At 71.7% G+C, this 11721-nt stretch carries 10 protein-coding genes and 1 other RNA gene; 9 read left to right on the top strand and 2 right to left on the bottom strand.

What is annotated here, in order from left to right:
- Positions 1-520 precede the first annotated feature (520 nt).
- Together prfB and IG74_RS0123240 are read left to right on the top strand one after the other, a co-directional pair.
- Positions 521-1627 (top strand): peptide chain release factor 2, encoded by a 1107-nt coding sequence (gene prfB, locus IG74_RS0123235; RefSeq protein ID WP_030680622.1) that lies wholly within the window; start codon positions 521-523, stop codon positions 1625-1627.
- A 396-nt stretch (positions 1628-2023) separates the two neighbouring features.
- Entirely contained in the window at positions 2024-2695 is a 672-nt protein-coding gene (locus IG74_RS0123240) for a hypothetical protein (protein ID WP_030680624.1), read from the top strand.
- Between the two features lie 188 nt (positions 2696-2883).
- Here IG74_RS0123240 and IG74_RS0123245 read toward each other — a convergent pair whose 3' ends face one another.
- Positions 2884-3075, bottom strand: a complete 192-nt coding sequence (locus tag IG74_RS0123245; RefSeq protein WP_030680627.1) for a hypothetical protein — start codon at positions 3073-3075, stop codon at positions 2884-2886.
- A 240-nt stretch (positions 3076-3315) separates the two neighbouring features.
- Here IG74_RS0123245 and ftsE point away from each other — a divergent pair, with 240 nt between their 5' ends.
- The 6 genes from ftsE to dacB all read left to right on the top strand — a co-directional run bounded on the left by ftsE (position 3316) and on the right by dacB (position 9126).
- Complete coding sequence (gene ftsE / locus IG74_RS0123250; protein WP_016644946.1) at positions 3316-4005, top strand: cell division ATP-binding protein FtsE; 690 nt, start codon at positions 3316-3318, stop codon at positions 4003-4005.
- Positions 4006-4112: 107 nt separating this feature from the next.
- Positions 4113-5030, top strand: a complete 918-nt coding sequence (ftsX, locus tag IG74_RS0123255; protein WP_030680632.1) for a permease-like cell division protein FtsX — start codon at positions 4113-4115, stop codon at positions 5028-5030.
- A 100-nt stretch (positions 5031-5130) separates the two neighbouring features.
- Positions 5131-6324, top strand: a complete 1194-nt coding sequence (locus IG74_RS0123260) for a S41 family peptidase (protein ID WP_078868982.1) — start codon at positions 5131-5133, stop codon at positions 6322-6324.
- Between the two features lie 18 nt (positions 6325-6342).
- Entirely contained in the window at positions 6343-6864 is a 522-nt protein-coding gene (smpB, locus tag IG74_RS0123265) for an SsrA-binding protein SmpB (protein WP_051855187.1), read from the top strand.
- 110 nt (positions 6865-6974) lie between these two features.
- Positions 6975-7345: a transfer-messenger RNA gene (gene ssrA, locus IG74_RS48765) on the top strand.
- A gap of 182 nt (positions 7346-7527) precedes the next feature.
- Complete coding sequence (gene dacB, locus IG74_RS0123270) at positions 7528-9126, top strand: D-alanyl-D-alanine carboxypeptidase/D-alanyl-D-alanine-endopeptidase (protein WP_030680642.1); 1599 nt, start codon at positions 7528-7530, stop codon at positions 9124-9126.
- Here dacB and IG74_RS0123275 read toward each other — a convergent pair.
- Positions 9107-10369 (bottom strand): MFS transporter, encoded by a 1263-nt coding sequence (locus IG74_RS0123275; RefSeq protein ID WP_234334427.1) that lies wholly within the window; start codon positions 10367-10369, stop codon positions 9107-9109. The genes dacB and IG74_RS0123275 overlap by 20 nt on opposite strands.
- 143 nt (positions 10370-10512) lie before the next feature.
- Here IG74_RS0123275 and IG74_RS0123280 point away from each other — a divergent pair, with 143 nt between their 5' ends.
- Complete coding sequence (locus IG74_RS0123280) at positions 10513-11505, top strand: LysR family transcriptional regulator (protein ID WP_030680646.1); 993 nt, start codon at positions 10513-10515, stop codon at positions 11503-11505.
- Positions 11506-11721 lie beyond the last annotated feature (216 nt).

Consider the following 11721-nt stretch of genomic DNA (forward strand, 5'->3'; position numbering starts at 1 on the left):
GCCGGGCAGCGACAGGTGCGAGGGCAGGAGCGCCCCGCGGCAGCGCTGAGGCGCCAAGCCCCGGCCCCCGAAGCCGGGGAGGGCCGGGCGGGAGCATCCCTCGGCAGCGGTGGGGCCGTGCCGAGGGGCGTCAGCCGCAGCGCCCCGCGGCAGCGGTGAGGCGGCCCCTGAGGTGCCAAGCCCCGGCCCCGAAGCCAGGGAGAGGCGGGCGGGAGCATCCCGCAGCAGCGGTAGGGCCGTACTGAGGGGCGGCAGCCAGGCGGCACCTGGGGCGTCAGGCCAGGGGCTCCGAAACCGGGGAGGGCCGGGCGGGAGCATCCCGCGGTAGCGGTGGGGCCGTGCCGAGGGGCGTCAGCCGCAGAGCCCGCGCGGTAGCGGTAGGGCCGTACCGGGGGCGTCAGCCGCAGCGGGCCCGTGACAGGGGCCGTGAAGGCCGGGAGGGACCCGCCGGGGGCCGGGGCGGGGGTGCCCCCGGCCCCATGGGGGGAGGGACGACAGCCGTAGCCGTTACGCTGGTGTCGTGGCAGTCGTCGACGTATCCGAAGAGCTCAAGTCCCTCTCCTCGACCATGGAGTCGATCGAGGCCGTCCTGGACCTCGACAAGCTGAGGGCAGACATCGCCGTGCTCGAGGAGCAGGCGGCCGCGCCGTCCCTCTGGGACGACCCGGACGCGGCGCAGAAGATCACCAGCAAGCTGAGCCACCTCCAGGCGGAGGTGCGCAAGGCGGAGACCCTGCGCGGGCGCATCGACGACCTGGGCGTGCTCTTCGAGATGGCCGAGGAGGAGGACGACCCGGACACCCGCGCGGAGGCCGAGACGGAGCTCACGGCGGTCAAGAAGGCGCTGGACGAGATGGAGGTCCGCACCCTCCTCTCCGGCGAGTACGACGCGCGTGAGGCCCTCGTCACCATCCGCGCGGAGGCCGGAGGCGTCGACGCCTCCGACTTCGCCGAGAAGCTCCAGCGCATGTACCTGCGCTGGGCCGAGCGCCACGGCTACAAGACGGAGCTGTACGAGACGTCGTACGCGGAAGAGGCCGGCATCAAGTCGACCACCTTCGCCGTCCAGGCTCCGTACGCGTACGGCACGCTCTCCGTGGAGCAGGGCACGCACCGCCTGGTGCGCATCTCGCCGTTCGACAACCAGGGCCGCCGTCAGACGTCCTTCGCGGGCGTCGAGATCCTGCCCGTGGTCGAGCAGACCGACCACGTCGAGATCGACGAGAGCGAGCTGCGCGTCGACGTGTACCGCTCGTCGGGCCCCGGCGGCCAGGGCGTCAACACGACGGACTCCGCGGTCCGCCTGACCCACCTCCCCACCGGCATCGTCGTCTCCTGTCAGAACGAGCGCTCGCAGATCCAGAACAAGGCGACCGCGATGAACGTCCTCCAGGCGAAGCTGCTCGAGCGCCGCCGCCAGGAGGAGCAGGAGAAGATGAACGCCCTCAAGGGCGACGGCGGAAACTCCTGGGGCAACCAGATGCGTTCGTACGTCCTGCACCCGTACCAGATGGTGAAGGACCTGCGGACGGAGCACGAAGTCGGTAACCCCGAAGCGGTGTTCAACGGCGAGATCGACGGCTTCCTCGAGGCCGGAATTCGCTGGCGCAAGCAGCAGGAGAAGTAAGCAGGAGCAGGACTCGGGGAAGTAATTTCGGCGCTTTGTCGACACGGCGGGTTTCCGCTCGTCGGCACGGCGGGTCTTCGCCGGAGCATCGCGCACCCCTCGGAATTCACGGAAGCCGCGGCCTTCAAGGCCGCGGCTTCCGCGTTCCGCAGGCCAGTTGTGGGCTTCTCGCGCTGGTTTCGTCACAGTCGCATGTCCGCTCGACGGTCAACTGAGCGCATAACGGTCATCGCGCGCGCAACGTCCTTGACGGTGCTCAGAAAAGTGGAAAGGCTAGCGGGCGGCATGCGCATCTCTGGGGCGCGTGTGATCCGGGAGGCCGACCGCGAGCCGTCCCGTGACCGGGGCCCCGGGCGCTGCCTCACTGACGTATCAGCTACTGGGGGTAGCAGCCTGATGACCAAGAAGACGCGCATCCGCATCGCGCGGATAGCCGCCGGCGCGGTGATCGCCGCCGGTGCGTCGCTCACCGCCGCGGGCGCCGCCTCGGCCCTGGACGTGGGCGTCGATCTGGGCGGCAAGGGCGCGAGCGCCTCCGCCGACGAGAACGGCATCGGTGTCGACGCGGACCTCCCGGGTGACGAGGACCCGGAGGAGCCCACCAACCCGCCGGAGCCGACCGACGAGCCGACCGAGCCGACGGAGCCGCCCGAGCCCACGGAGCCGACGCAGCCGCCGCGGCCCACGGACCCGACCGACCCGCCCCAGCCGACGGAACCGCCGCGGCCGACCGACCCGCCCAAGCCCACCAGCGACCCGAGCAAGCCGGGCGAGGGCGGCACCGGCGGCGGTGGCACCGGCGGCGGCAACGGCGCCGACCCCGACGGCGGCGGCGACCGGCCCGTCGAGCAGGGTCAGGGCAAGGACAGCCTGACCGACACGGGCACCTCTCCGCAGCAGGTGGATCAGGTGGCCGACAAGGGCCAGGGCAAGAACGACGGCGAGCTGGCCGAGACCGGTGCCACCGAGGTGACCTTCCTGGTCATCGGTGCCGCGACGATGATCGCGGGAGGCATCGGCTTCCGCCTCCTGCCGCGCCTGGTCGGCAACCGCGGGGCAGCCGCGTAACCCTCCCGGGTGGACAAGCAGGAAAAAGGCCCGGAGCCGCATGGCTCCGGGCCTTTCTGTGCGCTCCGCCGGTGCGCGCGAACGGCCACCGGCGAACACGGTCGATCACGGATGGTCGGTCACGGACAGTCGCAGCCGGTCGCGGTCCGGTCCACCGCGGTCGGGGCGCTCGGCCCCGGGCCCGGCGGTTACGCGGTCTGGTGCGCGAGCAGCGCCATCGCCGCGATCAGGACGACGAGCAGCCCTATCAGGGTCGCGGGGCTGAGGCCGCCGAAGGGGCCTTCCTGCTGCATGCGCTCCCGGTTGGCCCGGCACACGGGGCAGCGGCCCTCGCTCACAGGCGCCGCGCAGTTCGCGCACACCAACCTGTCAAAGGTCATGCGCTTCTCCTCCCGCACAGTCTCAGCCTGCCCAACGCTCTGGGAACCTCAACCGTTCCCCCTACCACTGTGCCAGCTTCCACGGATTTCGGCGCGGCCCGCCCGCAGCCGCCGGTTTCCGGCCGATCCGCCCCCTCCAGGATCCGCGACAAATCGCGCAACTCAGGACGCCGACTGCGCTCGCCTACCGCATTCGCGTATGGTCACGCTCACCTACCCCCGGCTACCCGTGGTGCATCCGTGATCCGATTCGACAACGTCTCCAAGGCCTATCCGAAGCAGAACCGTCCGGCGCTCCGCGATGTGTCGCTGGAGATCGAAAAGGGCGAGTTCGTCTTCCTGGTGGGGTCATCCGGCTCCGGAAAGTCCACCTTCCTGCGGCTGATCCTCCGCGAGGAGCGCACCAGCCACGGCCAGGTGCACGTCCTGGGCAAGGACCTGGCCCGGCTCTCCAACTGGAAGGTGCCGCACATGCGCCGCCAGCTGGGCACCGTCTTCCAGGACTTCCGGCTCCTGCCGAACAAGACCGTCGCCGAGAACGTGGCCTTCGCCCAGGAGGTCATCGGCAAGTCGCGCGGCGAGATCCGCAAGTCCGTGCCCCAGGTGCTCGACCTCGTCGGGCTCGGCGGCAAGGAGGACCGGATGCCCGGCGAGCTCTCCGGTGGTGAGCAGCAGCGCGTGGCGATCGCCCGCGCCTTCGTCAACCGCCCGAAGCTGCTGATCGCCGACGAGCCGACGGGCAACCTCGACCCGCAGACCTCCGTCGGCATCATGAAGCTGCTCGACCGCATCAACCGGACCGGCACCACCGTCGTGATGGCCACCCACGACCAGCAGATCGTGGACCAGATGCGCAAGCGGGTCATCGAGCTGGAGAAGGGCCGTCTCGTCCGCGACCAGTCCCGCGGCGTCTACGGCTACCAGCACTGATTCGACGACTGCCCCCGTCGGCGGCCGGCCTCTCCTGTCCCCGTGGCCGGCCCTGACGACCCGCCTGCCGGAACCATCTGTTCCACCTGATCCACCGAAAGGCCGCCATGCGCGCCCAGTTCGTCCTGTCGGAGATCGGCGTCGGTCTCCGCCGCAACCTCACGATGACCTTCGCCGTCGTCGTGTCCGTCGCCCTCTCGCTCGCCCTGTTCGGCGGCTCGCTGCTCATGCGCGACCAGGTGAGCACGATGAAGGGCTACTGGTACGACAAGGTCAACGTCTCGATCTTCCTCTGCAACAAGGCGGACGCCGAGCAGGACCCCAAGTGCGCCAAGGGCGCCGTCACCAACGAGCAGAAGGACCGGATCCTCACCGACCTCAAGAAGATGTCGGTCGTGGACACCGTCGAGCACGAGTCGGCGGACGAGGCGTACAAGCACTACAAGGAGCAGTTCGGCGACTCGCCGCTGTCCAGCTCCCTGACGCCGGACCAGATGCAGGAGTCGTACCGCATCAAGCTGAAGGACCCGGAGAAGTACCAGGTGGTGGCCACCGCCTTCTCCGGGCGTGACGGGGTGCAGTCGGTGGAGGACCAGAAGGGCGTCCTGGACAACCTCTTCGAGCTGCTCAACGGCATGAACAAGGCGGCGCTCGCGGTGATGGCCCTGATGCTGGTCGTCGCCCTGATGCTGATCGTCAACACGGTGCGGGTCTCGGCGTTCAGCCGTCGCCGTGAAACCGGGATCATGCGTCTGGTGGGCGCGTCCAGCCTCTACATCCAGATGCCGTTCATCCTGGAGGCCGCCGTCTCCGGGCTCATCGGCGGCGGGCTCGCCTGTGGCTTCCTGCTGCTCGGCCGCTACTTCATCATCGACCACGGCCTGGAGCTCTCCGAGAAGCTGACGCTGATCAACTTCATCGGCTGGGACTCCGTCTTCGCGGTCCTTCCACTGGTCCTCGTCATCGGACTGCTGATGCCCGCCCTTGCCGCTTTCCTCGCGTTGCGCAAGTACCTGAAGGTGTGAGGCGGCGGGCGGCGCGGGGTGCCGCTGATGTGAGGAGTGCCTCGGGCGCCGTGCGGTCAACCGACCGTACGGCGCCCCTCGTTGTCCTAGACTCACCGACATGTCAGGCCCCGATTGGCTCGCCTCGCCCCGCCGCATCCGCCGCGGGGCAGCCCTGACATTGGTGTTCGCGAGCGTGCTCGCCACCGGCGCGGCCACCGGCTCCTGGAGCGAGGACCCCCCGGAAGGCCGGAACTCTGCGGCACCCCCCACCCGTTCCCTCGCCTCCTCGCGCGAACGCGACCGGGACCGGGACCGGGATCCCGCCGAGGAGGCGGCGGACGCCGCCGCCGAGGCCATGGCCGACGGCAAGTCCGGCACCGAGGCCGCCGAGGACGCGGTCAGCCGCAGCGGCGACCGCTGGGCCTCGGTGTACTCGCAGGGCGAGTACAAGGAGTTCGAGCAGGCCCTGGGCGGCGCCTACACGGGCGTCGGCCTGTGGGCCCGGCGCGCCGCCGACGGCCGCATCGAGGTGTCGAAGGTGCGCGGCGACGGCCCCGCCGCCCGCGCGGGCATCCGCCAGGGCGACCGGCTCACCACCGTGGACGGCCGCAAGGTCAAGGGCCGCCCGGTGACGGAGGTCGTGTCCCTGCTGCGCGGCGCCCGCGAGGGCACCCCGGTCGCGCTCGGCCTGGAGCGCGGCACGCGCGCGTGGCGGACGACGCTGCACCGCGAGCGCCTGTCGACGGACTCGGTGAGCGTGACCCGGCTCCGCGACGGCGCCGTGAAGATCAAGGTGGACGCGTTCACCAAGGGCTCGGGCGCGGCCGTGCGCGACGCGGTGCGGCGGGCCCCCCGGGGCGCCGGTGTCCTGCTCGACCTGCGGGGCAACGCGGGCGGCCTGGTCACCGAGGCCGTCACCGCCGCATCGGCGCTGCTCGACGGCGGCCTGGTGGCGACGTACGACGTCCGCGGACGCCAGCGCGCGCTGCACGCGCGGCCCGGCGGCGACGCGGCGAGACCCGTGGTCGCGCTCGTCGACGGCGGCACGATGAGCGCGGCCGAGCTGCTCACCGGGGCCCTCCAGGACCGCGGGCGCGCGGTCGTCGTGGGCTCCAGGACCTTCGGCAAGGGCTCGGTGCAGATGCCGAGCCGGCTGCCCGACGGCTCCGTCGCCGAACTGACGGTCGGGCACTACCGCACCCCTTCGGGGCGGGGCGTCGACGGCCGGGGCATCACCCCGGACCTGGAGGTCGACGGCGGCGCCCAGGAGCGGGCCGAGACAGTATTGACTGGCCTCGGACCCCCCTCGTAGTGCGAAAATGGCCGCACTATGGCTAAGGAAAAGGTGAAGCGCAAGGCGGCGAAGGCCGAGGCCAAGGCCGCCCGCCCCAAGATGATCGCGCAGAACAAGAAGGCGCGGCACGACTACCACATCCTGGACACGTACGAGTGCGGCGTGGTCCTGATGGGCACCGAGGTCAAGTCCCTCAGGCTCGGCCGGGCCTCCCTGGTGGACGGCTTCGTGCAGATCGACGGCCACGAGGCCTGGCTGCACAACATCCACATCCCGGAGTACGTCCAGGGCACGTGGACCAACCACTCCGCCAAGCGCAAGCGCAAGCTGCTGCTGCACCGCGCGGAGATCGACAAGCTGGAGGCGAAGTCCCAGGAGACGGGGCACACGCTCGTACCGCTCGCGCTGTACTTCAAGGACAGCCGCGTCAAGGTCGAGATCGCGCTCGCCAAGGGCAAGAAGGAGTTCGACAAGCGGCAGACGCTGCGCGAGAAGCAGGACCTGCGCGAGACGAACCGCGCGATCTCCGCCGTCCGGCGGCGCCAGGGCATCGCCTAGGCCCCCTGGCGGGGAATGCGCTGGCACGCGACGGCGTTGGTCACGTACGATGGTTCATGCTCCGCTGGTGACGGGGCGGCCCCTCCTCGGAGGGTTTGAAAAATCAACATGGGGATGATCGGTTTCGACAGCGGATGTCGAAGCAGGGGAAGCGTGTCGAGGAAGCGGCAATGATCTCGTTAACCATATGTCGCAACCAATAATCGCCAACACCAAGCGCGATTCCTTCGCCCTCGCTGCCTAAGTAGCGACTTTGCGAAGTGTCAGCCCGGGGCTGTTCCCGACCCGGATCCTGGCATCAGCTAGGGGACTAAACTTCTAGACCCGGTCACGGGGCCTAGGAGGAAATCAAACAGTGACTGAGCCCGTCGGAGACTTGTCCACGTGATCTCCGGGGCTGAGAAAATCGCAGTGGACTGCACACGGAGAAGCCCTGATTCTGCACCGTTGGACGCGGGTTCGATTCCCGCCATCTCCACGAAGGCGACAGGCGACGTGTGCCCGCGGACAGCGCGGGCCACGTCGCCTTCGTATTTTCTGCGCGGCTTCGCCGCGCGAGGCGGGGGCTCCGCCACCCGCACCCCCCTGGCCCAGGCCCCCCTGGCCCAGGTCGTGGCGCGGCCTACTGTTGCGAGGGGCCGTCATCCGGGATCCTCCAGGGTCATGAGTAGACCCGTGAGTCGCGTCAACACCCGCATGCGCCACTGGATCTGGCCCGCCGTCCTCGGCGTCGCCGCCGCCTCGCTGTCCCTCAGCGCCCCGGCCGGGGCCGACGCCGAGCGCAGCGGGCTCCCCGAAGCCATCGACACCATCCTCGGCGACCCCCGTATGGAAGGCGGCGTCGCCAGCGTCGTGGTCGCCGACGCCAAGAGCGGCGACGTCCTCTACCGGCACCGGCCGACCGGGCGGCTCATGCCCGCGTCCAACACCAAGATGCTCACCTCGGCCGCCGCCCTGGAGGTCCTCGGCCCCGACCACCGGTTCACCACGGACGTCCTCGCCGACGGCGAGCGGCACGGGCCCGTGCTCAAGGGGGACCTGTATCTGCGCGGCACCGGCGACCCGACGACCCTCGCCAAGGACTACGACGCGCTGGCCGCGAAGGTCGCCGCGGCCGGCGTCCGGCGGGTCTCGGGTCGGCTCGTCGCCGACGACACCCGGTTCGACGACCGGCGCGTCGGCGACACCTGGGGCGCCGACGACGAGTCGTCGTACTACGCGGCCCAGATCTCGGCCCTCAGCCTCGCCCCCGACACGGACTACGACACCGGGACCGTCATCGTCGAGGTGACGCCGGGCGCGGCCCCCGGGGACGAGCCGCGCGTGTCCCTCACCCCGAGGACCGGCTACGTGGACATCGACCTGCGCGCCACCACGGGCGCCGCGGGCAGCGGGAACAGCCTCGCCGTCGAGCGGCGGCACGGCGAGAACACCATCACCGTCACGGGCTCCGTCCCGGCGGGCGCCGCGGCCGTCAAGGAGTGGGTGACCGTCTGGGAGCCCACCCGGTACGCCGCCGCCGTCTTCCGGGACGCGCTCGCCGCCCACGGGGTGAAGGTCAGCGGGCCGACCAAGGCGGGGCGCGCGACCCCGAAGGACGCGCGGGCACTGGCATCGCACGCCTCCATGCCGGTCAAGGACCTGCTCGTCCCGTTCATGAAGCTGTCCAACAACATGCACGCCGAACACCTGACGAAGGCCATGGGGCACAAGGCGACCGGGCGCCCCGGCAGTTGGGGCGACGGGATCGCGGCGATCGGCGGCTATCTGAAGACGGCGGGCGTCGACCCGGGCAAGCTGCGCCAGGTCGACGGCTCCGGCCTGTCGCGCAAGGACAACATCGCCGCCGACCAGCTCATCACGCTGCTGCGCTCGGCCAAGGGCGAGCCCTGGTTCGCCGACTGGTACCGGTCCCTGCCGGTGGCCTGCGAGCCGGACAAGTTCGTCGGCGGCACGCTGCGCACCCGCATGTGCGGGACCCCCGCCGCCCGCAACGTGCGCGCCAAGACGGGGACACTGACCGGCGCGTCCGCCCTCTCCGGGTACGTGACCGACGCGGGCGGGCGCGAGCTGGTCTTCAGCATCGTCCTCAACAACCACCTGGCCTCCTCGGTGAAGCCCGTGGAGGACGCGATCGTCGTCACGCTCGCCAGGTCCACCGCGGACAAGGCGGTCCTGGTGGAGCCGCGCGCGGGCCGTGCCGGTGCCGGGGAGCGGGGCGGCGGCCTGGAGTGCTCGTGGGTCAAGCCCGCCCGGTGCTGACGGCACCGCCGGTGCCCCTGGTGGGGTCCCCGCCGAGCACCGTCAGGAGCAGCGCGCAGCACGCGGCGGCCACGGGCACGGCGTAGCCCGTGGTGGCGCCCAGGTGCTCCACGGTCCAGCCGCTCGCCGCCGCGCCGCAGGCGATGCCCCCGAGGAGGCCGGTCACGGCGAGGGTCATGCCCTCGTTCGTCCGCCCCTCGGGGGTGAGGCGCTGCACCAGCGTCATGCTGGTCACCATCGTCGGCGCGGTGGCCATCCCGGCGCACAGCAGCGCCCCGGCGAGCACGACGAGGGAGCCGGTGGCGGTGGCCGCGAGCAGCGGCAGGCACATCAGGGCCGCCATCGCCGCCGCGCACAGCAGTCTGCGGCGGTGCAGCGGGCCGCGCGGCCGTACGGCGCCGAAGACGAGCCCCGCGGCGCACGAACCCGCCGCCTGGAGGGCCAGGACGACGCCCGCGGCCGCCTTGTGGCCCTGCTCGTCGGCGTAGGCGATGGTGACGACCTCCATGGCGCCGAAGACCGCGCCGGTGGCCAGGAAGACGACGAGCAGCGCGGGCACGCCCCGCGCGCGCAGCGGCGATCCCGTCTTCGAGGCGGCGTCCGTACGCGCGTGGGGCGGCGGTTCCGTCGCGCCCTGTGCGGCGAAGAGCAGCACGCCGGTCAGCAGCAGCACGGCGGCCACGAGGGTGCCCGCCTCCGGGAAGAACGCCCCGCACAGGAACGCCGCGAGCACCGGGCCGAGCATGAAGCACAGCTCGTCCGCGGCCTGCTCGAAGGAGTTGGCGGTGTGCAGGGCGCGCGTGTCGCCCTTCAGGAGGTGGGCCCAGCGGGCGCGGGACATGCCGCCGGTGTTCGGGACCGTGGCCGTGGCGGCGTAGGAGGCGAACAGGGTCCAGTCGGGGGCCCCGTACCGCACGCACAGCAGCAGCGAGAGCGAGCCGAGCACGGCGAACGCGGTGGCGGGCACGGCCACGCGCGCCTGTCCGTGGCGGTCGACGAGCCGCGCCGTCCAGGGCGCCACGACGGCGGTCGCCGCGAGCCCGGTGGCGGTGACGGCGCCCGCGAGCGCGTACGAACCGCGGGATCCGGCGATCATCGTCACCGCGCTCACGCTGAACATGCCCATGGGCAGCCGCGCGATGAGGTTGCCGACGGTGAAGGCGGTGGCTCCGGGGACGGCGAAGAGACGGGCGTACGGGTTGCGGCGCGGGCCCAGGCCCGGGGCAGCGGCGGGGGACGCCATCGGGTCGGCGGCGGGAGCGGTGGTGGATATGTCGGGCGAGTCGGAGGGGGCTTGCGGCATGGCTCAAGGCTCATCGCTGCCCCTAGGAGTGGTCCAACACCTTCTGGAGGGCGATTAACGCGTCTGCGTTGTAAGTTTCCCGGATGGTCACCTCACTGCCCGGGGCGCGCCGTGACGTGGAGCCGCGGCTGCTCCGCGCCTTCGTCGCCGTCTCCGAAGAGCTGCACTTCACGCGCGCGGCCGCCCGCCTCTACGTCGCCCAGCAGGCGCTGAGCCGTGATGTGCGGCGCCTGGAGCGGGAGTTGGCGACGGACCTGTTCGTACGGTCCACGCGACAGGTCGTGCTGACGGCCGACGGTGAGCGGCTGCTCCCGTACGCCCGGCGGGTCCTGGAGGCGCAGGACGAGCTGACGGCCGCCTTCGCGCGCGGGGGCGCCACCGCCACCCGCCCCCTGCTGGTCGACCTCAACAGCCCCGGCCTCTTCTCCGCGCGGGTCCTGGAGCGGGCCCGTCAACTGGTCCCGCACTGCGAGCTGATGGCCCGCTTCGAGAGCGGCCTGACGGGCGCGGCGGCCGAGATCGCGGCGGGCAGGATCGACGCCTCGTTCGGCCGGTACGCAGGGCTTCCCGCCGCCCTGCGGGCCTCGCTCGCGCAGCAGCCGGTGCGGTACGAGCCGATGGCGGTGCTGCTCCCCACCGGGCATCCGCTGGCGGCCCTCGACGAGGTGCCGCTGGCCCGGCTCGCGGGCGAGCGCGTGTACGCGGGCGCGGGCAACGACCGCACCCCGGAGTGGACCGACCTGGCCGAACGCCTCTTCGCGGGCCGGGGCATCGAGGTCGCGCCGCCCGCCCCGCTGGCCGTCGGGCCCGAGGAGTTCGCGCGGGTCATGGCCAAGCACCGCAACCCCGTCCTCGCGGTGGTCGGCTTCCCCGAGCTGCCCGGCGCGGTGCTGCGGCCGCTCGTCGACCCGGTGCCGCTGTCACCGGTGTCCCTGGTGTGGCGGCGCGGTCTGGACCATCCCGGTCTCGACGCGCTGCGGCGCGCGGCGGCCGAACTCGCCGCGGCGGAAGGATGGCTGGTCAGGCCCATGAATGCATGGATTCCGGACAACGATGCACTCATCATGGTGAGTTAAGACTGGCGAGAAAACACAGGTGTCCCCGGCGTGCGCTACATTCGTCGCCCGGGTGCGGTGTGATAGTAGGGGCGCTCGGGCCGGGTGGGGGCCCGGTCCGGACGACGAGGGCCCGGCGAGTCGTACGCGCACCCGCATCGTTCCAGTGGGGGGTGGCCCGTGCGCGGCGAGAAGTGGCGGGAGAACACGCTGTCGGACGACCCGGCGAGCGTGCTG

Source organism: Streptomyces sp. NRRL B-1347 (assembly GCF_000720325.1).
Classification (GTDB): domain Bacteria; phylum Actinomycetota; class Actinomycetes; order Streptomycetales; family Streptomycetaceae; genus Streptomyces.

Bases quoted from the DNA above. Each gene is read 5' to 3' on its own strand.
- IG74_RS0123240 (WP_030680624.1), top strand. From the start codon at position 2,024: ATGACCAAGAAGACGCGCATCCGCATCGCGCGGATAGCCGCCGGCGCG.
- IG74_RS0123245 (WP_030680627.1), bottom strand. From the start codon at position 3,075: ATGACCTTTGACAGGTTGGTGTGCGCGAACTGCGCGGCGCCTGTGAGC.
- ftsX (WP_030680632.1), top strand. From the start codon at position 4,113: ATGCGCGCCCAGTTCGTCCTGTCGGAGATCGGCGTCGGTCTCCGCCGC.
- IG74_RS0123260 (WP_078868982.1), top strand. From the start codon at position 5,131: ATGTCAGGCCCCGATTGGCTCGCCTCGCCCCGCCGCATCCGCCGCGGG.
- smpB (WP_051855187.1), top strand. From the start codon at position 6,343: ATGGCTAAGGAAAAGGTGAAGCGCAAGGCGGCGAAGGCCGAGGCCAAG.
- dacB (WP_030680642.1), top strand. From the start codon at position 7,528: ATGAGTAGACCCGTGAGTCGCGTCAACACCCGCATGCGCCACTGGATC.
- IG74_RS0123275 (WP_234334427.1), bottom strand. From the start codon at position 10,369: ATGGCGTCCCCCGCCGCTGCCCCGGGCCTGGGCCCGCGCCGCAACCCG.
- IG74_RS0123280 (WP_030680646.1), top strand. From the start codon at position 10,513: ATGGTCACCTCACTGCCCGGGGCGCGCCGTGACGTGGAGCCGCGGCTG.